Origin of the sequence: Isoptericola haloaureus, from assembly GCF_036689775.1 — a bacterium.
In the GTDB taxonomy this organism is placed as follows: Bacteria; Actinomycetota; Actinomycetes; order Actinomycetales; family Cellulomonadaceae; genus Isoptericola; species Isoptericola haloaureus.
The window spans coordinates 527,391-550,033 of sequence record NZ_JBAGLP010000118.1; the positions used below are offsets into that span (position 1 = coordinate 527,391).

Genomic DNA, 22,643 nt, shown 5'->3' on the forward strand with positions numbered 1-22,643 from the left:
GCACGCAAGGAGCACCACCGTGGCCGACTCGTCCTTCGACATCGTCTCCAAGGTGGACCGCCAGGAGGTCGACAACGCCCTCAACCAGGCGGCCAAGGAGATCAACCAGCGCTACGACTTCCGGGGTGTCGGGGCCTCCATCGCCTGGAGCGGCGAGGCGATCGTCATCACGGCCAACAGCGCCGAGCGGGTCAACGCCGCCCTCGACGTCTTCCAGACCAAGCTCATCAAGCGCGGCGTCTCCCTCAAGGCCCTCGACACGGGCGAGGGCGAGCCGCAGGCCTCCGGCAAGGAGTACCGGCTCGTCGCCTCCCTCAAGGAGGGCCTGAGCAGCGAGAACGCCAAGAAGATCACCAAGCTGATCCGCGACGAGGGCCCCAAGGGCGTCAAGACGCAGATCACCGGCGACGAGGTGCGCGTGACCTCCAAGAAGCGGGACGACCTGCAGGACGTCATCGCGATGCTCAAGGGCGCCGACCTCGACGTCGCCCTGCAGTTCACGAACTACCGGTGAGCACGCGGGACCGCCTCCCCCGCCTGGTCGCGACCGACCTGGACGGCACGCTGCTGCGCTCGGACGGCACCGTGTCCGCCCGCACGCGGGCCGCGCTGCGCGCCGTCGAGGACGCCGGCGTCGAGGTGGTCTTCGTCACGGCCCGCCCGCCGCGCTGGCTGGACGTGCTGGCCGACTGCGTGGGCGGGCACGGCCGGGTGGTGTGCCTCGGCGGAGCCGCCGTGTGGGACCTGGCCTCGGGCTCCGCGCACGAGATCGGCGGGTTCGCCGACGACGCCCTGCGCGGGATCGTGGCCGACCTGCGCGACGCCGTGCCCGACGTCGCCCTCGGCCTCGAGCGGCACGACGGCCCCTCCTTCGACCCCTGGTTCCCGCGCGACGAGCCGGGGCTCGACCCGGCCGTCCGCGCGGTGCCGGTCGAGGAGACCCTGGCCGACGCCGGCACGGACCGCAGGCGGCCGTCCCCGGTGGGCAAGCTGCTCGCCGTCCGGCCGGGCACCCGACCCGCGACGCGGCCCGGGGACGTCCACGGCGGCACGAGCGACGACGCCGCGCAGGAGGAGTTCTTCGCCACGGTGCGGTCCGTCGTCGGACGGCGGGCGCACCTGGCCTACTCCGGGGCGGCCGGGCTCGCCGAGCTGCTGGCCCCCGGGGTGACCAAGGACGCGGCGCTGGCACGCTGGTGCACCCGCCTCGGGATCGACGCCGCGGAGGTCTGGGCGTTCGGCGACATGCCGAACGACCTGCCGATGCTGCGCTGGGCCGGACGCGGGCACGCGGTCGCCGACGCGCACCCGGACCTGCTGGCCGGTGCGGACGTCGTGGTCGGCGCCGGGGACGACGACGGCGTGGCCGCGGCCCTGGAGGCCGCCCTGCGCGGCCGCTGAGCTCAGTCGCCGGCGCGGCGCGTGCCGACGTCCTCGGTGCGCAGCCGGGCGACCTCCTCGCGCAGCGCGCGGACCTCGGTGACCAGGCTCTCGACGTCGCCGCGCCGCGCCCACAGGTCGTCGGTGGAGTCCCGGCGCTCGGCGCGGGGCTCCTCGGTGCCGGCCTCGACGTTCTGCACGAGCCACGAGGACAGCGTCGCGGTCACCACACCCAGCACGGCGATGCCGCCGAGCATCATGCCCACCGCCACGAACCGGCCGGTGATCGTGACCGGGTAGGTGTCGCCGTAGCCGACGGTCGCCATGGTCACCAGCGCCCACCAGAACCCGTCGCCGACGTTGACGATCGTGCTGCCCTCGGCGCCCCGCTCGGCCTCGGTCACGGCCAGCGACCCGGCCAGGACCAGCAGGGCCGATCCGGCGGCCGCGTAGAGCACCACGCGACCGCGCATCGCGCTGGCGCCGGCACGGTTGAGCCGCTTGATCGCGGACACCAGCAGCAGCAGCCGCAGCGGCCGGAGCACCGGCAGCACGACGATCGCGAGGTCGAGCAGGTTGTGCCGCACGAAGTACCAGCGCTGGCGGGAGAGCACGAGCCGGGCGACGTAGTCGACGGCGAACACGATCCAGGTGGTCGTCACGCCGAACCGGCACGCCCGACGGATCTCGGGCGGGACGTCGGGCCACACGATCGGGATCGCGTAGGCGATGAGGAACAGGCCCGCGACGACGAGCAGGGGCCACTCCATCCGCCGCTCCCACGCGGCGACGCGCGGGTCCTCGTCGAGGACGGGACGCAGGGAGCGGGGCGGAGGCGGCGTGTGGTCGGTCATCGCGGGCCAGCGTAGCGAAGCGGCCCGCGGGGTCCGGCCGGGGACCGGCCGGGGTCAGTAGCGCGTGATGCCGCCCGGGCCGAACCCGGTGCCGCCGGCCATCTTCTCCAGGCGCGCGATGCGGTCGTCCATCGGGGGGTGCGTCGCGAAGAGCTTGGCCATGCCGCCGCCGCGGAACGGGTTCGCGAGCATCAGGTGCGAGACGTTCTCCAGCGACTGCGTCTGCGGCAGCGGGGCGGCCTTGGTGCCCTGCTCCAGCTTGCGCAGCGCGGAGGCCAGCGCCAGCGGGTCGCCGGTGAGCTTGGCGCCGTCCTCGTCGGCGTCGTACTCGCGGGTGCGCGAGATCGCCATCTGGATGAGCATCGCGGCGAACGGGGCCAGGAGCGCCAGCGCCAGCGCCGCGAGCGGGTTGCCGCCCTCGCGCCGGTCTCCCCCGCCGAAGATCAGCAGGAACTGCGCCAGCGACGTGATGACGCCCGCCAGCGCGGAGGCGACCGACGAGGTGAGGATGTCCCGGTTGTAGACGTGCATCAGCTCGTGGCCGAGCACCCCGCGCAGCTCGCGCTCGTCGAGGATGCGCAGGATTCCCTCGGTGCAGCACACGGCCGCGTTCTTCGGGTTGCGGCCGGTGGCGAACGCGTTGGGCGCCTGGGTGGGCGAGATGTACAGCCGCGGCATCGGCTGCCGGGCCACCGTGGACAGCTCGCGCACGATCCGGTACATCTCCGGGGCCTCGAGCTCGGTGACCGGGTAGGCGTGCATCGCCTTGATCGCGATCTTGTCCGAGTTCCAGTAGCCGACGAACGTGCCGATGAGGCCGATCGCGGTGAACAGGAACAGCATCCCCTGGCTGCCGCGGAAGAACACCGCCCAGAGCCCGAGCAGCACGGCCCACAGCACACCGAAGAGCAGGACGGTCTTCAGACCGTTGAAGTGGCGATGACCCACCGGACGACTCCTTCCAGACGACACCGGTGCAACGCCCGGGGGCCGACGGCGGTTCCCTGCGGTCGCTCGGCGCGTCCGGGAACGCGAAGATCCCGGACACGGTCGCGTTCACGGGCGCTGCGCGCCCTCCACTTCGGGTGTGACGACCGTCTCCGGGATCCCCGCGATCCCCGTGCTCCGTCGAGTCAGGCGCGGCCCTTGGCGATGTCGATCATCTCCTCGCGCGGGACGACCTTGATGCGCTCGCGGCCGGCGGCCTCGCCGAGGCCCAGCTCGTGGGTGTCGAGCAGCGTGAACTCGTCCCAGGTGATGACGTCGACGCCGCGCTCGGACAGGAAGTCCAGCACCTGCTGCGGCTCGCCGTGCGGGGCGGTGCGGCCGCCCTCCAGCGACCCCTGAGGGTCACCGTCCGCGGCGCCACCCGAGACACCGGTGACGTCCTCGACCAGGTGGCGGATCGTCTCCGAGGCGTCGGACTTGGTGTGGCCGATCAGGCCGACCGGGCCGCGCTTGATCCAACCGGTGGTGTAGACGCCGGGCAGGTGCTCCCCGTCGAGGTCGACGACGCGGCCCTCGCGGTTCGAGATGACGCCCTTGAGGTCGTCGAAGGGGATCTCCGGCAGCGGGGACCCGAAGTAGCCCACGGCCCGGTAGACGGCCTGGACGGGCCAGTCGTGGAACTCGCCGGTGCCCTGGACGGTGCCGTCACCCTGCAGGGCGGTGCGCTCGGTCCGCAGCCCGACCACCTTGCCGTCCTCGCCGAGCACCTCTGACGGGGAGTGCAGGAAGTGCAGGTGGATGCGCCGCGAGGCCTTCTGCTGCGACGGCTCGACCAGTGTCCAGTCCGTGAGGGTCTTGACGACCTGCTTGGTCTGGTTCGTCGCCTCGATCGCCTCCATCGACCCCTCGTCGAAGTCGAAGTCCTCGGGGTAGACGACGATGTCGACGTCGGGCACGTGGCCCAGCTCGCGCAGCTCCAGCGGGGAGAACTTCACCTGGGCCGGGCCGCGGCGGGCGAAGACGTGGACGTCCGTGACCGGCGAGGCCTCCAGGCCCGCCTGCACGTTCGCCGGGATCTCCGTCGACATCAGGTCCTTCGGGTGCTTGGCCAGGATCCGCGTGACGTCGAGAGCCACGTTGCCGGCGCCGAGGACCGCGACGTGCTGGGCCTCCAGGGGCCAGGTGCGCGGCACGTCGGGGTGCCCGTCGAACCAGGACACGAAGTCGGCGGCGCCGTAGGAGCCGTCGAGGTCGATGCCCGGGATCCCCAGCGCCGCGTCCTTGATGGCGCCGGTGGAGAAGACCACGGCGTCGTAGTACTGGCGCAGGTCCTCGAGCTTGAGGTCGACGCCGTAGTTGACGTTGGCGAGCAGCCGCACGTCACCCCGCGACAGGACCTTGTGCAGGGCGTTGATGATGCCCTTGATCCGCGGGTGGTCGGGGGCAACGCCGTAGCGGACGAGTCCGAACGGGGCAGGCAGACGCTCGAAGAGGTCGATGCTGACGTCGAGGTCGGTCTTGGACAGGATGTCCGCGGCGTAGATGCCCGCGGGGCCTGCGCCGACGATCGCGACGCGCAGAGGTCGGGTGCTGCTCACTGCGAGGTACGCCTTCCGGATCGGGGCTGCGTGGACTTCGATTCTAGGAGGTTTCCCCTCGGTCGAGGTGAGGTCTACCTCACGCCCAGGGTCTCAACGAGTCTCCAGGATGCCACACACGTCTCGGGAACTGAACAGAGCGTCTCACATCCTGGCATCTGGGACCGCGCCCCTGGTCACGAGGGTCGGACGGCCTGTTCTCCGGGCGCAGCGGCTGGCTAGCATCCGCCCCATGGCGACGACGCTGCTGGACCGCACCCGCTCCGAGCTCACGCCGGTGCGCCGCGCCGTCGGCGTCGCCCTGGGGCCCGCCGTCGGCTGGGCGGTGTGGGTCAGCGGGCCGGGATGGGCGGCCCCGGCCCTCGCGGTCGCGGCGGTCGCCGGAGTGGCCCTCGGCGCCGTCGACCGCCGCACCCACCGGCTGCCCGACGCCGTCACCTACCCGACCACCGCCGTCGTCGGTGCGCTGCTCGCCCTGGCCGCGCTCGTCGACGGCGACGCCGCACCGCTGCTGCGTGCGGCGGCCGGGGCGATCGTGCTGGGCGGCACCTACCTGCTGCTGCACCTGGTCAACCGCTCGGGCCTCGGGCTCGGGGACGTCAAGCTCGCCGTGCTGCTCGGGCTGGTGACCTGCTGGTTCGGGTGGTCCCCGCTGTGGGCGACGGCGGTCCTGCCCTTCCTGCTCGGCGGCACGGTCGCGATCGTCCTGCTCGTGGCGCGACGCGCGACACGCTCCACCGCGATCGCGTTCGGCCCGTTCATGCTGGCCGGGGCCGCCGTCGCGCTCACCGCGCAACGCCTGCTGGCGGGCTGAACCTCAGACGGTCCGGTCGGCCAGCGCGGTGGCCAGGTCCGTCAGCGCCTCCTTGACGGGACCGTCGGGCAGGACCGCCAGCTCGGCGGCGGCCTCCCGCGCCCAGCGCACGGCGAGCGTGCGGGTCTCGGCGAGCACGTCGTGCTCCCGCAGGTCGGCCACCACGGCCGCCAGCGCGGCGTCGTCGGACAGGTCGCCGTCGAGCCGACCCAGCAGCTCCGCGTCCGCCGGCGTCCCCTCCCCCTGCGTGACCCGCTGGCGCAGCAGCAGGACCGGCATCGTGGGGACGTGCTCGCGCAGGTCCGTCCCCGGCGTCTTGCCGGACACGGCGCCGGAGGAGGCGATGTCGAGCACGTCGTCGGCGAGCTGGAAGGCCATGCCGACCTTCTCGCCGTAGGCCGCGACCGCCTCGACGATCTCGTCCGGGCAGCCGCCGAACATCGCGCCCAGACGAGCCGACGTGGCCAGCAGCGAGGCCGTCTTGTCGCTGAGCACCTGCAGGTAGTGCTCGACCGGGTCGTCGTCCGGCCCCGGGCCGGTGGTCTCGTGGAGCTGACCGAGGCACATCCGCTCGAACGTGCGTGACTGCAGCACGACCGCTTCCGGGCCGAGGCCGGCCACCAGGGCCGAGGCACGGGCGAACAGCAGGTCCCCCACGAGGATGGCCACGGTGTTGCCCCACACGGTGTGGGCGGCCGGTGCGCCGCGGCGCACCGGCGCCGAGTCCATGACGTCGTCGTGGTACAGCGAGGCGACCTGGGTCAGCTCGACCACCACGGCGGCGTCGACGATCTGCGGCTGCGTCCCGTCGCCGAGCTCCCCGGCGAGGAGCGTCAGCAACGGGCGGAACCGCTTGCCGCCCGCCGCCACGAGGTGGCGGCCGGCGTCGTCGGCCAGCGCGTCGGTCGAGGCGACCGCCTCGTCGAGCACCGCGTCGACCTGCGTCAGCCGCTGCGCGATCCGGTCGGCCAGCGCGGGGTCCGAGAGCGGGACACCGGTCGGCAGGGTCGTGGCAGCGCCGGACGGCGCATCAGAAGCACGGGTCACGGTCCGAACCTATCTTCCCGACGCGCCGGGAGCCGAACGGAGATCACGGACGGAACGCGGCCGCCTGCGTCATCCAGTCCAGCACCGGCCCCGGGACGAGCCCGAGCAGCACCACCCCGACGGCGCAGACGGTGACCGCCACCGCGGTCGGACCCTGCGAGGAGATGACGACCACCGCGGCCCGCTCGGTCGCCGCACGCGCCGCCGTCAGGGTGCCCGCTCGCTCGGGGGTGTCCTCGGCCCCGGTCCCCGCGTCCGACGTCCCGGCCCCGGAGCCCGCCGTGGCTCCGCCGGCGCCGGACGCGCCGTCGTCGGCCGTGTCCTCCACCGGCGGGGTGAGCACCATCAGCACGATGAGACGGACATAGAAGAACACGGCCACGATCGAGGCGAGGACGCCGATGACCGCCAGCGGCCAGGCCCCGGCCTCCACCGCCGCCGAGAACGCGCTGAACTTCGCCAGGAAGCCGGCCGTCAGCGGGATGCCCGCCATGGACAGCAGGAACAGCGAGAAGGCCGTCGCCAGCAGCGGGGAACGCCGCGCGAGCCCGGCCCACTGGGACAGGTGCGTCGCCTCGCCGAGCACCACGCCGTCGGCGTCCTGCTCGCGCACGAGGGTCACCACGGCGAAGGCGCCCAGCGTGGCCAGCCCGTAGGCCAGCACGTAGAACAGGACCGCCCGCGCCCCGACCTCGTCGAAGCCCACCATCGCCACCAGCAGGAACCCGGCGTGCGCGATCGAGGAGTAGGCCAGCATCCGCTTGACGTCGGTCTGCACCGCACCGGCGGCGGTCCCGACGAGCATCGTGAGGATCGCCGCGACCCACAGCCCGGTCTCCAGGTCCTGCCGCAGCGGCTCGTCGAGGCCGGCGGCGAGGGTGAAGAGCACCCGCACCATCGCCCCGATGGCGGCCGCCTTGACGCAGGCCGCCATGAACGCGGTGATCGGCGTGGGGGCGCCCTGGTAGACGTCGGGCGTCCAGGTGTGGAACGGGGCCGCACCGATCTTGAACAGCAGGCCCACGGACACGAGCAGCACGCCGGCGATGACCAGGCCCGGCATCATCGACAGCACCTGGCTGTCGGGGTGGGCCAGCACGTAGACGGCGGTCTCCAGGCTCACGGACCCGGCGAAGCCGTACACGAGCGCGATGCCGAACAGCATCAGCGCGCTGGCGAACGCCCCGAGCAGGAAGTACTTGAACGCGGCCTCCTGGCTGAGCAGCCGCCGACGGCGGGCCGTCGCGCAGAGCACGTACAGCGGCAGGGACAGCACCTCGAGCGCGATGAACAGCACGATGAGGTTGTCCGTGGCCGGGAACAGCAGCATCCCGCCCGTGGCGAAGAGCATCAGCGGGTAGATCTCGGTCTGCTGCAGCCCGGCCTCCCGGGCGGCGTCCTCGTAGGCGGTGCCCGGCACGGCGGCGGCGGTGGGGGCGAACGCGTCCTGGCCGGTGCTGGTGCGGTCGGCCACGACGAGCACCCCGAGGATCGCGAGCACGGCCACCACGGCCTGGATGCCCAGCGTGAACGGCGTGAGGACCACGGTGCCGTCCACGACGAAGGCGAACCCGTCGGTGCTCACCCGGTCCCACAGCAGCGCCACCGCGACCAGGGTGCCCGCCAGGGCACCGAGGGTCAGCACGAGCTGGGTCAGACGGCGGGCGCGGGCCGGGACGAAGGCCTCGACCAGCACCCCCACCACGCCGGCGGCCAGCACGACGAGGATCGGGGACAGGACCGCCCAGTCGATCTCCGGTGCGACGAACTCGTTCACTGCTCGCTCCCCTCTGCCGCGCCGAGCACGGGTTCCGGATCGGTGGCGCCGACGAGCTCGACGGAGACCGACGCGGGTTCACGGACGTAGTCGAGCGCCGGTCCGGGCACCAGGCCCAGCACGACCAGCGCGGCCACCAGCACGCCGGCGACCGTCTTCTCCCGGCCGCCCAGGTCCTTCGCCCCGGTGATCTCCGCCCCGACGGGGCCGGTGAACATGCGCTGGTAGGTCAGCAGCACGTAGGTCGCGGCCAGGACGACGGCGGGCACGGCCACCAGCACCGCGGCGGGCCATCGGCCGTAGGCCCCGAGGAACACCATGATCTCCGAGACGAAGGTCGCCAGACCCGGCAGCGCGAGGGCCGACAGACCCGCGACGAGGAACGTGCCGCCGAGCACCGGGGCGACGGTGCGCATGCCGCCGTAGTCGGAGACCAGCTGGCTGTGCCGCGGGTGGCGGGCGATGGCGAAGCCCGCCAGGAGGAACAGCGCACCGGTGGAGATGCCGTGGTTCAGCATCATGAAGCTCGAGCCCGAGACGCCCACGGAGGTGAAGGTGAAGATGCCCAGGATGATGAACCCGAAGTGGGACACCGAGGTGTAGCCGATCAGGCGCAGCACGTCGGACTGGCCGATCGCCAGGATCGCGCCGTACAGGATCGAGATCACCGCGAGCACGACGACGAACGGCGCCGCCCAGCGGCTCGCCTCCGGGAACAGCGGCAGGCACAGCGTGAGCATCCCGAAGGTGCCCACCTTGTCCAGCACGCAGATGAGCAGCGTCGAGGTCCCCGGGGTGGCGTTCTGCGTGACGTCCGGCAACCAGGTGTGCACCGGGAACATCGGCGCCTTGATGGCGAACGCCAGGAAGAACGCGGCGAACATCAACCGCTCGGTCGTGGGGTCGAGCGCCAGCCCGGTGAGGTTGTCGGTGAGGAAGGCGTCCTCGGGACGCAGCCCCGTGGCGGCGTCCACCGGCACCTGCAGGTAGAGCGCGACGACGGCGGCCAGCATGATCAGTCCCCCGCCGAGGGAGAACATGAGGAACTTCACCGCCGCGTACCGGCGCTGGGCACCCTGGCCGAACCCTCCGATGAGGAAGTAGGCGGGGATCAGCATGGCCTCGAAGACCACGTAGAACAGGAACACGTCCCGCGCGGTGAAGACCAGCACCATGAAGCTGAGCAGCACCAGCACCGTGGCCAGGTAGCGCCGCAGCCGCACGGCGTCACCGCCCTGCTCGTGCCAGGCCGCGAGGATCACCAGCGGCACCAGGCCCACGGACAGCGCGACGAGCAGCAGCGCCACCCCGTCGACCCCGACGGCGTAGCTCGCGCCGAGCGCCGGGATCCACGCGTAGGTCTCGGTGAGCTGGTGGGTGCCCGCCGCGCCCGTGTCGAAGGCGAGGAACGCCCCCACCACCAGGGCGGCCTCCACGAGGGCACCGACCAGGGCGACCGTCCGCGCGGCACCCGCGCTGAACGCGCCGCCGCCCGTGGCCGCACCGGCGGCCGGCCGTCCCCGGCCGACGCCGGTCAGTGCGGTGGCCAGCGCGGCCACCAGCGGCCAGGCGACGAGCGCCGTCAGCCAGGGAAATGTCGACATCGTCATCCCTTCCACGCCTCAGCCCGCCGTCGCCACGAGCCAGATCACCAGCACGATCACTCCGAGCCCGCCCAGGGTGATCGCGGCGTACTGCCGCGCGTACCCGGACTGCCAGCCCCGCAGCCAGCTGCCGAGCCGGCCGACCCCTCCGGCCAGCCCCAGCCAGCCCGCGTCGACCGCGGTCCGGTCGGCGAAGACCATCGACCGGGTCAGGTACTGCCCCGGACGCATCACGAGCGTCTCGTTGACGTCGTCCTGGTGCAGGTCCACCCGGGCGGCCCGGACGAGCGCCGGCGCCGGTGGTGGGGTCGTCGGGACCTTCGCCACCGCGTACTGGCGGAACGCGATGGCCGCGCCGACCACGACCAGCAGGAGGGTCAGCGACACGATCAGCCAGATCGGCAGCACCGGCTCCTCGTGCTCGGCGTGCCCGGTGACGGGCTCCAGCCAGTGCACGAACCGGTCCCCGGCGTTGAGCGCGAAGCCCAGCCCGACCGAGCCGACGGCGAGGATGATCATCGGCCAGATCATCAGGGCCGGCGACTCGTGCGGGTGGCGGGCCTCGGCACCCTCCCCGATGAGCCAGCGCCGGCGCCCGGCGAAGGTCATGAAGAACAGGCGCGACATGTAGTACGCGGTGATGCCCGCGCCGAGCAGGGCCGCGGTACCGAACACCCAGGGCTGCCAGCCCTCGCCCACGAACGCCGTCTCGATGATCTTGTCCTTCGAGTAGAAGCCGGAGAACGGCGGCACGCCGAGGATCGCCAGCCAGCCCAGCCCCATGGTGATGGCCGTGACGGGCAGCAGGCGCGCCAGGCCGCCGAAGCGGCGCATGTCCACGTCGTCGTCCATCGCGTGCATCACCGACCCGGCGCCGAGGAAGAGGCCGGCCTTGAAGAAGCCGTGGGTGACCAGGTGGAAGATCGCGAACGCGTAGCCGACCGGTCCGAGCCCGGCGGCCAGCATCATGTAGCCGATCTGCGACATGGTCGAGGCGGCGAGCGCCTTCTTGATGTCGTCCTTGGCGCAACCGACGATCGCCCCGAAGAGCAGCGTCAGCGCACCGACGACGGCGACGACGAGCTGGGCGTCGGGGGCCGCCTCGAGCAGCGGGCCGGAGCGCACGAGCAGGTAGACGCCCGCGGTGACCATCGTGGCGGCGTGGATGAGCGCGGACACCGGCGTCGGGCCGGCCATCGCGTCCCCGAGCCAGGCCTGCAGCGGCAGCTGCGCGGACTTGCCGCACGCCGCCAGCAGCAGCATCAGCCCGATCGCCGTCGTGATGCCCTGGTCGGCCGCCTCCGCCGACCCGAGCACGGTGCCGAAGTCCAGCGCCCCGAACGTGGCGAGCATGAGCATCATCGCCACGATGAGCCCCATGTCGCCGACCCGGTTCATCAGGAACGCCTTCTTGCCGGCCACGGCGTTCGGCAGCTTGTGGTCCCAGAACCCGATGAGCAGGTACGAGGCCAGACCGACACCCTCCCAGCCGACGAAGAGCAGCAGGTAGTTGTCCGCGAGCACCAGCAGCAGCATCGCCGCGACGAACAGGTTGAGGTACGCGAAGAACCGGCGGCGGTCGCGGTCGTGCGACATGTAGGCCACGGAGTAGACGTGGATGAGCGTGCCGACGAACGACACCAGCATCACGAACGTCATGGACAGCGGGTCGAGCTGGAACCCGAGGTCGACCGTGAAGGCCCCGGCGTCGATCCAGGTGCCGACCGAGGAGGTCGCCACCCGCTGCTCGGCGTCCACGCCGAGCATGTCGAGCAGGATCACCAGGCCGATCACGAACGTCGCCGTCGAGGCGAGCACCCCGAGCCAGTGCCCCCAGCGGTCGCTGCGCCGGCCGACCAGGAGGAGCAGGGCGGCACCGATCAGCGGGGTCGCGACCAGCCAGGGCGCGAGGGAGAGCGTCTGCGTCGTCATCGAAGTCGTCGGCCTCTCTAGCTCTTGAGCAGGTTGACGTCGTCGACCGAGGCCGACCGGCGGGCACGGAAGATCGTCACGATGATCGCCAGGCCCACCACGACCTCGGCGGCGGCGACGACCATGACGAAGAAGGCCAGGACCTGTCCGGTGATGTCGCCGTGCATCCGCGCGAACGTGACCAGCGCGAGGTTCGTGGCGTTGAGCATCAGCTCGATGCCCATGAACACCACGATGGTGTTGCGCCGCAGCAGCACCGTCGTCGCGCCGAGCGCGAAGAGGACGACGGCGAGGTAGAGGTAGTTCGTCAGCTCCATCAGCGGGTCTCCCCCTCGCTGCTGTCCGGTCCGACGCTCGGCACCGGGTCGTCGGGGCCCTCCAGCTCGCGGTGGACCAGCGTCTGCTCGGCGGTGAGCAGCTCGGCGGCCTCGCGCTGCTGGCCGCGGATGCGCAGCACGCGCGGCACGGAGTGCTCCAGCGGGCGGCCCGTGTGGTCGAGCGCCGGGGTGTCCATCGCGTTGTTCTGCGCGTAGACGCCGGGTGCCGGCAACGGGCTCAGGTGCCGCCCGGTGGGCACCGCGGCGATCTTCGCCTCGGCCAGGGCCCGCTGGGTGGGCTTGTTGCCGATCCGGCGCCGGTGCGTGAGCACCAGGCCGGCCAGCGCGGCGGTGACGAGCAGGATGCCGACGACCTCCATGGCCACGACGTAGTGCTCCATGACGACCCGGGCCAGCGCCACGGGGTTGGTCACCGCGTTGGCCTCGGCCAACCCCTGCGGCGGCGGGAACGTCGACTGGGCGATGACCCCGCACAGCACGGACGCCAGGCCCGCCCCGAGCAGCAGCCCGATCCAGCGCTGGCCGCGGATGGTCTCGGTCAGCGAGTCGGCCGCGTCCACCCCCACGAGCATCAGCACGAAGAGGAAGAGCATCATCACGGCGCCGGTGTAGACCACGACCTGGACCACGCCGAGGAACGGGGCCTCCTGGGCCACGTAGAGCACCGCCAGGGAGATCATGACGAACACGACGCACACCGCGGCGTGCACGGCCCGGCGCACGACCAGCAGGCCGACGGCCGCGATCACCATGAGCGGTGCCAGCACCCAGAACAGGACGGTCTCGCCGCCGGAGACGGTCATGGGCGTGCCTCCTCGGTCTGCACGGGACGGTGGTCCAGGTTGGACTGCGTCGCCGCGGCGCGGGTCGCCTCGGCACGGTCCTGGTCCGGACGCAGGTGGTGCGTGTCGGGCACCGGCGGCGGCGCGTCCCCGGCCACGACGGCGGACGCGGCGTCCAGCGTCGGGTCGTCCGGACGGTGCTCCCGTACCCAGTCGACCTGCTCGGCGGTGGGTGCGGTGACCTCGCCGCGGTAGTACTCGGTGTCGGTGGTGCCCTCGGCCATCGGGTGCGGTGCGGAGAGCATCCCCTCGGCCAACGGGGCCAGCAGGTCCTGCTTCTCGTAGATCATCCCCTCGCGGGACGGTCCGGCCAGCTCGTAGTCGCTGCCCATGGTCAGCGCCCGGGTGGGGCACGCCTCGATGCACAGCCCGCAGAAGATGCAGCGCAGATAGTTGATCTGGTAGACGCGTCCGTAACGTTCCCCGGGGCTCATGTGCGCCTCGGGGGCGCCGTCGACGGCGTCGGCGTTGTCCGCCCCCTCGACGTAGATCGCGTCGGCCGGGCAGGCCCAGGCGCACAGCTCGCAGCCGATGCACTTCTCGAGCCCGTCGGCGTACCGGTTGAGCTGGTGACGGCCGTGGTACCTGGTCTGCGGCGGCGTCTTCTTGCGGGGGTACTCCTCGGTGACGGTCGGCTTGAACAGCGACGAGAACGTCACGCCGAAGCCGGCCACGGGAGCGAACAGCTCCCCGAGAGGTCCCTTCTTCGGCCGCAGCGGCTCGTAGGGCTGGTCGCTCATCGCGTCTCCTCGTCGTCGACAGCGGTCGCGGTGGTGGTCTCCACGTCCTCGGCGGGCGGCACGGTGCGCCGGGCCCGCGGCGAGGGCGGCAGGCTCTGACCGGGGACGGGCGGGACCGGGTAGCCGCCGGCGAAGGCGTCGAACGGCTGGTCGCCCTGCGCCGTCGTGTCGTCCGCCGGTCTCCGCTCGGGCCACAGCCACAGCACCGCCATGACGACGGCGAGGGCCACGAGGATCCCGACGATCATCTGGGTCTGGGTGACCCCGGCGAGCCCCGCCCACTGGAAGGTGCCCAGGATCGCCACCCAGGCCAGCGCGAACGGGATGAGGACCTTCCAGCCGAAGACCATGAACTGGTCGTAGCGCAGTCGCAGCAGCGTGCCGCGCACCCACACGAAGGCGAACATCAGCAGCCACACCTTGGCCAGGAACCACAGCAGCGGCCACCAGCCGGTGTTGAACATCCCGTCGCCCACGAGGGACAGCGGCCACGGAGCGCGCCAGCCGCCCAGGAACAGCGTCGTCGCCACGGCCGAGACGTTGAGCATCGCGATGTACTCCGCCAGGAAGAACCAGGCGAACTTCATCGAGGAGTACTCGGTCATGTACCCGCCGACCAGCTCGCCCTCGGCCTCCGGCAGGTCGAACGGCAGCCGGTTCGTCTCCCCCACCATCGAGATGAGGAAGATGACGAACGCCGGTGCGAGCGGGATGAACCACCACAGGCTCGTCTGGGACTCCACGATGGACGAGGTCGACATCGACCCGGCCATGATGAACACGCTGACCAGGCTCAGCCCCATCGCCAGCTCGTAGCTGATGACCTGGGCGGTGGACCGGACCGAGCCGAGCAGCGGGTACGTCGAGCCCGACGACCAGCCGCCGAGCACGATGCCGTACACGCCGATCGAGGCGCAGGCCAGGATGTACAGCACCGCCACCGGGAAGTCGGTGAGCTGGGCCGGGGTGGTGAAGTCCGTGAACGGGATCGTCACCGAGGGACCGAACGGGATGACGGCGAACACGAGCAGCGAGCAGAACACCGAGATCATCGGGGCGAGCAGGTAGACCCGCCGGTCGGCGTTCGTGACCGTCACGTCCTCCTTGAGCAGCAGCTTCATCGCGTCGGCGAGCGACTGCAGCAGACCGAACGGGCCGTGCCAGTTCGGTCCGGGGCGCAGCTGCATCCGGGCGACGAGCTTGCGCTCGAACCAGATCGCGAACAGCACGCTGGTCAGCAGGAAGACGACGATGAGCACGGCCTTGACGACCGAGACCCAGATCGTGTCCGCGCTGAAGTCGGCGGCGACGCCGGGGATCATGCCTGGACTCCCTTCTCGGCCGGGGAGACCCGGACGGTTCGGCCCGGGGAGACGCCGAGGGTGTCGTGCACCCGGCAGCCGCGCGAGGCCAGGGGCAGCCACACCACGTGGTCGACCATCTCCGTGATCGCCACCGGCACGGTGACCGCGCCGCGCTCGGTCGCCACCGTGACCTGGTCGCCGTCGAAGACGTCGAACCCGGCCGCGGTGGCGGCGCTCATCCGGGCCACCGGTGTCTTGGCGGTCCCGGCGAGGAACTCCTCGCCGTCCTGCATCGCGCCGTCGTCGAGCAGCAGGCGCCAGCTCGCCAGCACCGCGGACCCCGGCGGCACGGCGGGCGGGTCGTCGGTGGTGTGCTGCGGCGGCGCGGGCCGGGGCCCGCCCCAGGCGGACAGCGCGGCGATCGCCCGGTGCGCACGCACCGGCTCGGCCAGGCCCAGGTCACGGTCGAACAGGCTCGCGAGCTCGTGCAGGACCCGGTGGTCCGGCAGCGCCGTGGAGTCCAGCGCCTGGCCGAAGGCCCGCACGCGGCCCTCCCAGTTCCAGTACGACCCGGCGCGCTCGACGGGCGGTGCGACGGGCAGCACGACGTCGGCCAGCTCGGTGGCCTCGGTGCGGCGCACCTCCATCGAGACGACGAACCCGGCCGTGGCGAGCGCCCGACGGGCATGCTCGGGGTCGGGCAGGTCGGCGAGCTCGACGCCCCCGACCAGCGCCCCGGCGAGCTGGCCCACGCTGAGGGCGTCCAGGATGCCGGCGGTGTCGAGGCCCCGGGTGTCGGGCAGGTCCGCGACGTCGACCTCCCAGGCGGCGGCGACCTCCGCGCGGGCGGCCCCGTCCTCCAGCGGACGTCCGCCGGGCAGCAGACCCGGCAGCAGGCCGGCCTCCACGCCGCCGCGCTCACCGGCGCGGCGCGGGATCCAGGCCAGCCGGGCCCCGGTCGTGCGGGCCAGCTCGAGGACGGCGGCGTACGCACCGGGCGAGCCGGCCAGCCGCTCGCCGACGAGCAGCACGGCCCCCGGCTGCGCCAGCGCCTCGGCGGCCTCCGGGACGCGGGCGTCGTCGACGTCGGCCCGGCTGGTGCTGCCGGACGCCTGCCGCGCCACGGCGCCGAGCCACTCCGCCTCGGTGCCCGGGGCGGCCGGCAGCAGCGTGCCGTCCAGCCGGGCGAGCCCGCGGCTGACGAACGGCGCCACGGAGAACACGCGGGTGCCCTGCTTCACGCCCTTGCGCAGGCGCAGGAACGTGACCCCGGCCTCCTCCTCGGCCTCGAGCCCCGCCAGCAGCACGGCCGGCGCAGACTCGAGGTCGGCGAACGTGACGCCGACGCCGGAGCCCGCCACCGTGTGGGCCAGGAAGTCCGCCTCCTCGACCGAGTGCACGCGGACCCGCTGGTCGATGTCGTCGGTGCGCAGCACGGTGCGGGCGAAACGCGACCAGGCGAAGGCGTCCTCCACGGTCAGCCGGCCGCCCGGCAGCACCCCCACCCCGCCGTCGTCGCGGGCGGCGGCCAGACCACGGGCGGCGACCTCGAGGGCCTCGACCCAGGACGCCGGCCGCAGGTCGCCGTCCTCGCGCACGAGCGGGGTCGTGATGCGGTCCGGGGCGCTCTGCCAGGTGAAGGCGAAGCGGTCCTTGTCGGTGATCCACTCCTCGTTGACCGCGGGGTCCTCGCCTGCCAGCCGCCGCATCACGGAGCCGCGGCGGTGGTCGACGCGGATCGCGGACCCGCAGGAGTCGTGCTCGCCGATGCTCGGGGTGGAGACCAGGTCGAACGGACGCGCGCGGAACCGGTACCGCGCCCCGGTCAGCGCTCCCACGGGGCAGATCTGGACCGTGTTGCCGGAGAAGTACGACGCGAAGGGCTGACCCGAGGCGTCCGGCAGGGCGACCCCCTGCGGCACGTCCACCGGACCGTCGGCCCGGACGCCGTCGGACGCCTCGGGCGCGTCCCGGTGCCCGCCGCACGGCGGGGCGAAGTCGAGCACGTCCTCGTCGAACCGCCCGATCTGCTGGTGGGCGCCGCGCTCCTGCAGGTCGATGAACACGTCCCCGGCGATCTCCTCGCTGAACCGCGTGCACCGCTGGCACAGCACGCAGCGCTCACGGTCCAGCAGGATCTGGGTGGAGACCTGGATCGGCTTGGGGAAGGTCCGCTTGACGTCGGTGAAGCGCGAGTCCGCACGGCCGTTGCTCATCGCCTGGTTCTGCAGCGGGCACTCGCCGCCCTTGTCGCAGACGGGGCAGTCCAGCGGGTGGTTCATGAGCAGCAGCTCCATGACCCCCTGCTGCGCCTTGTCCGCCACGGCGGAGGTGTGCTGGGTGCGCACCACCATGCCCGGCACCACGGCCATCGTGCACGAGGCCTGCGGCTTGGGCATCGGGCGCAGGTTGCCCTCGCGGTCCGGCATCTCGACCTCGACCAGGCACTGCCGGCACGCCCCCGCGGGCTCCAGCAGCGGGTGGTCGCAGAACCGCGGGATCTCGATCCCGACCTGCTCGGCGGCGCGGATCACCAGCGTGCCCTTGGGCACGGTGACCTGGACGTCGTCGATCGTGCAGGTCACGGTCTCCACCGGTGCGGCATCGGTCGGTGTGCCTGTGGTGGCGGTCATCAGTGGCCTCCTGCACCCGCGAGCGCCGGCGGCGCCTGGGGCGTGTCGTCGAACAGCGTGGACCGGGCCGGGTCGAACGGGCACCCGCGCCCGTCGAGGTGCGCCTCGTACTCGTCGCGGAAGTACTCGATGGACGAGGTGATCGGGGACGTCGCGCCGTCGCCGAGCGCGCAGAACGCCCGGCCGAGGATGTTGTCGCACAGGTCGAGCAGGACGTCGATGTCTCCCGCCTCGCCCGCGCCGGCCTCGATGCGGTGCAGGATCTGCTTGAGCCAGTAGGTGCCCTCGCGGCACGGGGTGCACTTGCCGCACGACTCGTGCGCGTAGAAGTCCGTCCACCGGCTGACGGCGCGGACGACGCAGGTCGTCTCGTCGAAGATCTGCAGCGCGCGGGTACCGAGCATCGACCCGGCCGCACCGACGGACTCGTAGTCGAGCGGGACGTCGAGGTGCTCGGCGGTGAACAGCGGCGTCGAGGACCCGCCCGGGGTCCAGAACTTCAGCTCGTGGCCCTCCCGGACCCCGCCGGCCAGGTCGAGCAGCTCGCGCAGCGTGATGCCGAGCGGGGCCTCGAACTGCCCGGGCCGGGTCACGTGGCCGGACAGGGAGAACAGGCCGTGCCCGGTGGACTTCTCGGTGCCCATGGAGGAGAACCAGTCGGCACCGTGCGCGACGATGCCGGGCACGGAGGCGATGGACTCGACGTTGTTCACCACGGTGGGCCGGGCGTACAGACCCGCGACGGCGGGGAACGGCGGCTTGAGCCGGGGCTGGCCGCGCCGGCCCTCCAGCGAGTCGAGCAGCGCCGTCTCCTCGCCGCAGATGTAGGCGCCGGCACCGGCGTGCACGGTGACCTCGAGGTCGAAGCCGGAGCCGTGGATGTTCGTCCCCAGGTGACCGGCCTCGTAGGCCTCCCGCACGGCGGCGAGCAGCCGGCGGTAGACGTGCAGCACCTCGCCGCGCACGTAGATGAACGCGTGGTGGCACCCGATGGCGTAGCTGGTGATGGCCACCCCCTCGACCAGGTGCTGCGGGCTGGCCATCATCAGCGGGATGTCCTTGCAGGTGCCCGGCTCGGACTCGTCGGCGTTGACCACGAGGTAGCGCGGGCCGCCGTCGGGCGGGGGCAGGAATCCCCACTTCATCCCGGCGGGGAACCCCGCGCCGCCGCGCCCGCGCAGGCCCGAGTCCTTGACGAGCTGGACCAGGTCGACCGGGTCGGTGCCCAGCGCGGCCCGGAGCCCGGCGTAGCCGCCCGCCGCCTCGTAGGTGGCGAGCTTCCAGGAGCTCTCCGCGTCCCAGGTGTCGGTCAGGACCGGGGTCAACGGGTCAGTCATCGTCGCCCTCCTTCGCGTCGGCCTGCCCGGCAGGTCCGGTGTCGTCCGACGGCGTGGTCGGTTTCCGCTCCGCGCTGGACTGGCCGGCGCCCGTCTCGGGCGTCACCTCGGCGCGCGGCGTCCCGGGGTCCCCGGCCTGCTCGCCGCCCGGAGCGGTCCAGCCGCGCTCGCGCGCGATGCGCAGCCCCTCGAGGGTCGGCCCGCCGGCACCGACGCCCTCGTCGGCGCGGCCGTCGTCGAACCCGGCCAGGACCCGGCTCATCTGCTTGAACGAGCAGACCGAGTCGGCGCCCCGGGTCGGGGTGACCTGCTCCCCGCCGCGCAGGCGGTCGGCCAGCTCGGTGGCGGACTCCGGGGTCTGGTTGTCGAAGAACTCCCAGTTGACCATCACCACGGGGGCGTAGTCGCAGGCGGCGTTGCACTCGACGCGCTCCAGCGTGACGGACCCGTCCGGGGTGGTCTCGTCGTGCCCGACGTCCAGGTGCTGGCTCAGCCGGTCGAAGATCGCGTCCCCGCCCATGACCGCGCACAGCGTGTTGGTGCAGACCCCCACCGTGTACTCGCCGTTGGGGTGGCGCTTGTACTGGGTGTAGAACGTGGCCACCGCGGAGACCTCGGCGGCGGTCAGCCCGAGCTGCTCGGCGCAGAAGACGATCCCGTCGCGGCTGACGTACCCCTCGACGGACTGCACCAGGTGCAGCAGCGGCAGCAGCCCCGACCGCGGGTCCGGGTAGCGCCCCTTGATCACCTCGGCGTCGGCCACGAGCGCGGCCAGGGTCTCGGCGTCGTACCCCGTGCGCGAACGTGCGCCCACCGGTTCGGCCGTCATCGGTCCACCCCTCCCAGCACCGGGTCCAGGGACGCGACGGCGACGACGACGTCGGCCACCTGGCCGCCCTCGCACATCACCGACACGGCCTGGAGGTTGTTGAACGACGGGTCGCGGAAGTGCGCCCGGTAGGGCCGCGTGCCGCCGTCGGACACGACGTGCACGCCGAGCTCGCCGCGCGGGTGCTCGACCGTCTGCCACGCCTGTCCGGCCGGCACCCCGAAGCCCTCGGTCACCAGCTTGAAGTGGTGGATGAGGGCCTCCATCGAGGTGCCCATGATCTGGCGGATGTGGTCCAGGGAGTTGCCCTGGCCGTCGGAGCCGACGGCCAGCTGGGCCGGCCAGGCGATCTTCTTGTCCGCGACCATGATCGGCGCGCCGACGGTGTCGTCCAGCCGCGCGAGGCACTGCTCGACGATGCGCAGCGACTGGTAGCACTCCTCGATGCGGATCACGACCCGCGCGTAGCAGTCGGCGGCGGTGTCCGTGGGGACGTCGAAGTCGTAGTCCTCGTAGCCGCTGTACGGGAACGCCTTGCGCACGTCGTACGGGTGCCCGGCGGACCGCAGCACCGGACCGGTGATCCCGAGGGCGAAGCAGCCGGACAGGTTCAACACGCCCACGCCCTGCAGGCGGGACTTGAAGATCGGGTTGGCCAGCATCAGGTCGCCGAGCATGCCGATGTACTTGCGCAGGCTGGGCAGCATGTCGCGCACCTGGTCGGTGAACCCCTCGGGGACGTCCTGGGCGACGCCGCCCGGGCGGATGAACGCGTGGTTCATCCGCAGGCCTGTCACCGCCTCGAAGAGGCGCAGGATCTCCTCGCGCGCGGTGAACCCGAGCGTCATGATCGTGGTGGCGCCCATCTCGTTGCCGCCCGTGCCCAGGCAGACCAGGTGGGAGGCGACCCGGTTGAGCTCCATCATCAGCACCCGGATCACGCTGGCGCGCTCCGGGACGTCGTCGGTGATGCCCAGCAGCCGCTCGGTGCCCAGGCAGTACCCGGCCTCCTGGTACAGCGGCGCCAGGTAGTCCATCCGGGTGCAGAACGTGGTGCCCTGCGTCCAGGTGCGGTACTCCATGTTCTTCTCGATGCCGGTGTGCAGGTAGCCGACGCCGCAGCGGGCCTCGGTCACCGTCTCGCCGTCGATCTCCAGCATCAGGCGCAGCACGCCGTGCGTGGACGGGTGCTGGGGACCCATGTTGACGACGATGCGCTCCTCGCCGATGGCCTCGCGCGCGATCTCGTCCCAGTCGCCGCCGGAGGCCTCGAACCCGGCGACGCCGGGCCCGTAGTCGTCGGCGGCCGGTCCGGTCGCGTGCGGCGCGTCGTGTGCCGGCGCGGTCATGAGTACTCCCTCCGCTGGTTCGGCGGTGGCACCGTGGCGCCCTTGTACTCCACGGGGATGCCGCCGAGCGGGTAGTCCTTGCGCTGCGGGTGGCCGGGCCAGTCGTCCGGCATCTCGATCCGCGCCAGCGCGGGGTGGCCGTCGAAGACGATCCCGAAGAAGTCCCAGGTCTCGCGCTCGTGCCAGTCGTTGGCCGGGTAGACCGTCGTCGTGGACGGGACGTGCGGGTCCTCGTCGGGGCAGGCGACGTCCAGACGCAGACGCCTGCCGTGCGTCACGGAGGTCAGGTGGTAGACGGCGTGCAGCTCGCGACCGACGTCGTCCGGGTAGTGCACCCCCGAGACGCCCAGGGACAGCTCGAAGCGCAGGTCCTGGTCGTCGCGCAGGGCCCGGCACACGGCGAGCAGGTGCTCGCGGGCGACGTACAGCGTCAGCTCGGCGTCGCGGCTCGGCCCCTCGCCCTCGGCCGGGCGGCGCGGGTCGGTGATCACCACCCGCTCGACCGCGTCGGCGAAGGCCACGCCGGCGTCCCGCAGCACCTCGGCCAGGACGTCCACCGCCTCGTCGAACCAGGACCCGTAGGGGCGCGAGGCCGCGGCCGGCATCGTCACCGTGCGGGTCAGTCCGCCGTAGCCGGAGGTGTCGCCGGAGCCGTGCACCCCGAACATGCCGGTGCGCTCGCGCACGACCTCGGCCGTGGGCCCCTGCTGCCGGCGCTCGACCTCGCCGGAGTGCTCGCTCATCGCAGCAGTCCCGGCATCTGGGAGGTCGGCGTCGCCTCGAGGGCCGCGGCCTCGGCGGCCTTGGCCGCCTCGACACGGTTGACGCCCATCGGCTCGTCCAGGATCTGCTGGTGCAGCGCCAGGATCGCGTTGATGAGCATCTCCGGGCGTGGCGGGCAGCCCGGCAGGTAGATGTCGACGGGCACCACGTGGTCGACGCCCTGGACGATCGCGTAGTTGTTGAACATGCCGCCGCTGGAGGCGCACACGCCCATCGAGAGCACCCACTTGGGCTCGCTCATCTGGTCGTAGACCTGCCGCACGACGGGAGCCATCTTCTGACTGACCCGACCTGCCACGATCATCAGGTCCGCCTGGCGCGGCGAGGCCCGGAAGACCTCCATGCCGAACCGTGACAGGTCGAACCGCGAGGCGCCGGCCGCCATCATCTCGATGGCGCAGCACGCCAGGCCGAACGTCACCGGCCACACCGACGCCTTGCGCAGGTAGCCGGCGAGGTCCTCGATCGTCGTCAGCAGGAACCCCGAGGGGGACTCCTCCAGACCCATGACTCCTCCTTCGCGGAGATCTCGGC

General features: G+C 72.4%; 20 protein-coding genes. 3 read left to right on the plus strand and 17 right to left on the minus strand.

All coding sequences use genetic code 11. The features are described 5' to 3' along the window. The first annotated feature begins 19 nt into the window (after positions 1-19). Both V5O49_RS12580 and V5O49_RS12585 read left to right on the plus strand, forming a co-directional pair. Complete coding sequence (locus V5O49_RS12580; protein ID WP_278236497.1) at positions 20-514, plus strand: YajQ family cyclic di-GMP-binding protein; 495 nt, start codon at positions 20-22, stop codon at positions 512-514. After that, entirely contained in the window at positions 511-1,401 is an 891-nt protein-coding gene (locus tag V5O49_RS12585; protein WP_332902504.1) for an HAD family hydrolase, read from the plus strand. Before V5O49_RS12580 ends, V5O49_RS12585 begins: the two co-directional genes overlap by 4 nt. A gap of 2 nt (positions 1,402-1,403) precedes the next feature. Here V5O49_RS12585 and V5O49_RS12590 read toward each other — a convergent pair whose 3' ends face one another. From V5O49_RS12590 to V5O49_RS12600, 3 genes are all read right to left on the minus strand, one after another. Then, entirely contained in the window at positions 1,404-2,234 is an 831-nt protein-coding gene (locus tag V5O49_RS12590; RefSeq protein WP_332902505.1) for a potassium channel family protein, read from the minus strand. Positions 2,235-2,288: 54 nt separating this feature from the next. Then, a complete protein-coding gene (gene htpX / locus V5O49_RS12595; protein WP_278236493.1) occupies positions 2,289-3,182 on the minus strand; it encodes a zinc metalloprotease HtpX in 894 nt (297 codons plus the stop codon). A 185-nt stretch (positions 3,183-3,367) separates the two neighbouring features. Continuing rightward, on the minus strand, positions 3,368-4,780 hold the full coding sequence (locus V5O49_RS12600; protein ID WP_332902506.1) for an FAD-dependent oxidoreductase: 1,413 nt from the start codon (positions 4,778-4,780) through the stop codon (positions 3,368-3,370). Positions 4,781-5,012: 232 nt separating this feature from the next. Between V5O49_RS12600 and V5O49_RS12605 the strand changes: the two genes are divergently transcribed. After that, on the plus strand, positions 5,013-5,594 hold the full coding sequence (locus V5O49_RS12605; RefSeq protein WP_332902507.1) for an A24 family peptidase: 582 nt from the start codon (positions 5,013-5,015) through the stop codon (positions 5,592-5,594). 3 nt (positions 5,595-5,597) lie between these two features. Here the strand turns inward: V5O49_RS12605 and V5O49_RS12610 are convergent, their stop codons facing one another. The 14 genes from V5O49_RS12610 to V5O49_RS12675 are packed head-to-tail and all read right to left on the minus strand — an operon-like array spanning position 5,598 to position 22,617. Then, positions 5,598-6,641, minus strand: a complete 1,044-nt coding sequence (locus V5O49_RS12610) for a polyprenyl synthetase family protein (protein ID WP_332902508.1) — start codon at positions 6,639-6,641, stop codon at positions 5,598-5,600. A 43-nt stretch (positions 6,642-6,684) separates the two neighbouring features. Beyond that, entirely contained in the window at positions 6,685-8,418 is a 1,734-nt protein-coding gene (gene nuoN / locus V5O49_RS12615; protein WP_332902509.1) for an NADH-quinone oxidoreductase subunit NuoN, read from the minus strand. After that, positions 8,415-10,028 carry an NADH-quinone oxidoreductase subunit M gene (locus V5O49_RS12620; RefSeq protein WP_405001181.1) on the minus strand — a complete coding sequence of 538 codons (1,614 nt, stop codon included), beginning with the start codon at positions 10,026-10,028 and terminating at the stop codon, positions 8,415-8,417. Before V5O49_RS12620 ends, nuoN begins: the two co-directional genes overlap by 4 nt. Positions 10,029-10,040: 12 nt before the next feature. Next, positions 10,041-11,954 (minus strand): NADH-quinone oxidoreductase subunit L, encoded by a 1,914-nt coding sequence (nuoL, locus tag V5O49_RS12625; RefSeq protein ID WP_332902510.1) that lies wholly within the window; start codon positions 11,952-11,954, stop codon positions 10,041-10,043. Between the two features lie 17 nt (positions 11,955-11,971). Continuing rightward, on the minus strand, positions 11,972-12,271 hold the full coding sequence (gene nuoK / locus V5O49_RS12630) for an NADH-quinone oxidoreductase subunit NuoK (RefSeq protein ID WP_278236486.1): 300 nt from the start codon (positions 12,269-12,271) through the stop codon (positions 11,972-11,974). Beyond that, positions 12,271-13,095, minus strand: coding sequence for an NADH-quinone oxidoreductase subunit J (locus V5O49_RS12635; RefSeq protein ID WP_332902511.1), 825 nt, complete (start codon positions 13,093-13,095; stop codon positions 12,271-12,273). Before V5O49_RS12635 ends, nuoK begins: the two co-directional genes overlap by 1 nt. After that, positions 13,092-13,874, minus strand: coding sequence for an NADH-quinone oxidoreductase subunit NuoI (gene nuoI / locus V5O49_RS12640; RefSeq protein ID WP_332902512.1), 783 nt, complete (start codon positions 13,872-13,874; stop codon positions 13,092-13,094). Before nuoI ends, V5O49_RS12635 begins: the two co-directional genes overlap by 4 nt. Then, positions 13,871-15,196, minus strand: coding sequence for an NADH-quinone oxidoreductase subunit NuoH (gene nuoH, locus V5O49_RS12645; RefSeq protein ID WP_278236483.1), 1,326 nt, complete (start codon positions 15,194-15,196; stop codon positions 13,871-13,873). Before nuoH ends, nuoI begins: the two co-directional genes overlap by 4 nt. Then, positions 15,193-17,811 carry an NADH-quinone oxidoreductase subunit G gene (locus V5O49_RS12650; RefSeq protein WP_332902513.1) on the minus strand — a complete coding sequence of 873 codons (2,619 nt, stop codon included), beginning with the start codon at positions 17,809-17,811 and terminating at the stop codon, positions 15,193-15,195. Before V5O49_RS12650 ends, nuoH begins: the two co-directional genes overlap by 4 nt. Beyond that, a complete protein-coding gene (gene nuoF / locus V5O49_RS12655) occupies positions 17,811-19,148 on the minus strand; it encodes an NADH-quinone oxidoreductase subunit NuoF (RefSeq protein WP_332902514.1) in 1,338 nt (445 codons plus the stop codon). The genes V5O49_RS12650 and nuoF overlap by 1 nt, the downstream gene beginning before the upstream one ends. Continuing rightward, positions 19,141-19,977, minus strand: a complete 837-nt coding sequence (gene nuoE / locus V5O49_RS12660) for an NADH-quinone oxidoreductase subunit NuoE (RefSeq protein ID WP_332902515.1) — start codon at positions 19,975-19,977, stop codon at positions 19,141-19,143. Before nuoE ends, nuoF begins: the two co-directional genes overlap by 8 nt. Then, positions 19,974-21,326, minus strand: a complete 1,353-nt coding sequence (locus tag V5O49_RS12665) for an NADH-quinone oxidoreductase subunit D (RefSeq protein ID WP_278236479.1) — start codon at positions 21,324-21,326, stop codon at positions 19,974-19,976. The genes nuoE and V5O49_RS12665 overlap by 4 nt, the downstream gene beginning before the upstream one ends. Further along, on the minus strand, positions 21,323-22,069 hold the full coding sequence (locus tag V5O49_RS12670; RefSeq protein ID WP_332902516.1) for an NADH-quinone oxidoreductase subunit C: 747 nt from the start codon (positions 22,067-22,069) through the stop codon (positions 21,323-21,325). Before V5O49_RS12670 ends, V5O49_RS12665 begins: the two co-directional genes overlap by 4 nt. Continuing rightward, positions 22,066-22,617, minus strand: a complete 552-nt coding sequence (locus V5O49_RS12675) for a NuoB/complex I 20 kDa subunit family protein (RefSeq protein WP_278236477.1) — start codon at positions 22,615-22,617, stop codon at positions 22,066-22,068. The genes V5O49_RS12670 and V5O49_RS12675 overlap by 4 nt, the downstream gene beginning before the upstream one ends. Between the last annotated feature and the right edge of the window lie 26 nt (positions 22,618-22,643).

What these genes read in the sequence shown, in the direction of transcription:
- V5O49_RS12605 (WP_332902507.1), top strand. Translation starts at nt 5,013, where the DNA reads ATGGCGACGACGCTGCTGGACCGCACCCGCTCCGAGCTCACGCCGGTG.
- nuoE (WP_332902515.1), bottom strand. Translation starts at nt 19,977, where the DNA reads ATGACGGCCGAACCGGTGGGCGCACGTTCGCGCACGGGGTACGACGCC.
- nuoL (WP_332902510.1), bottom strand. Translation starts at nt 11,954, where the DNA reads ATGACGACGCAGACGCTCTCCCTCGCGCCCTGGCTGGTCGCGACCCCG.
- nuoI (WP_332902512.1), bottom strand. Translation starts at nt 13,874, where the DNA reads ATGAGCGACCAGCCCTACGAGCCGCTGCGGCCGAAGAAGGGACCTCTC.
- V5O49_RS12665 (WP_278236479.1), bottom strand. Translation starts at nt 21,326, where the DNA reads ATGACCGCGCCGGCACACGACGCGCCGCACGCGACCGGACCGGCCGCC.
- V5O49_RS12620 (WP_405001181.1), bottom strand. Translation starts at nt 10,028, where the DNA reads ATGACGATGTCGACATTTCCCTGGCTGACGGCGCTCGTCGCCTGGCCG.
- nuoK (WP_278236486.1), bottom strand. Translation starts at nt 12,271, where the DNA reads ATGGAGCTGACGAACTACCTCTACCTCGCCGTCGTCCTCTTCGCGCTC.
- V5O49_RS12670 (WP_332902516.1), bottom strand. Translation starts at nt 22,069, where the DNA reads ATGAGCGAGCACTCCGGCGAGGTCGAGCGCCGGCAGCAGGGGCCCACG.
- V5O49_RS12650 (WP_332902513.1), bottom strand. Translation starts at nt 17,811, where the DNA reads ATGACCGCCACCACAGGCACACCGACCGATGCCGCACCGGTGGAGACC.
- V5O49_RS12635 (WP_332902511.1), bottom strand. Translation starts at nt 13,095, where the DNA reads ATGACCGTCTCCGGCGGCGAGACCGTCCTGTTCTGGGTGCTGGCACCG.
- nuoH (WP_278236483.1), bottom strand. Translation starts at nt 15,196, where the DNA reads ATGATCCCCGGCGTCGCCGCCGACTTCAGCGCGGACACGATCTGGGTC.
- nuoF (WP_332902514.1), bottom strand. Translation starts at nt 19,148, where the DNA reads ATGACTGACCCGTTGACCCCGGTCCTGACCGACACCTGGGACGCGGAG.
- V5O49_RS12590 (WP_332902505.1), bottom strand. Translation starts at nt 2,234, where the DNA reads ATGACCGACCACACGCCGCCTCCGCCCCGCTCCCTGCGTCCCGTCCTC.
- V5O49_RS12675 (WP_278236477.1), bottom strand. Translation starts at nt 22,617, where the DNA reads ATGGGTCTGGAGGAGTCCCCCTCGGGGTTCCTGCTGACGACGATCGAG.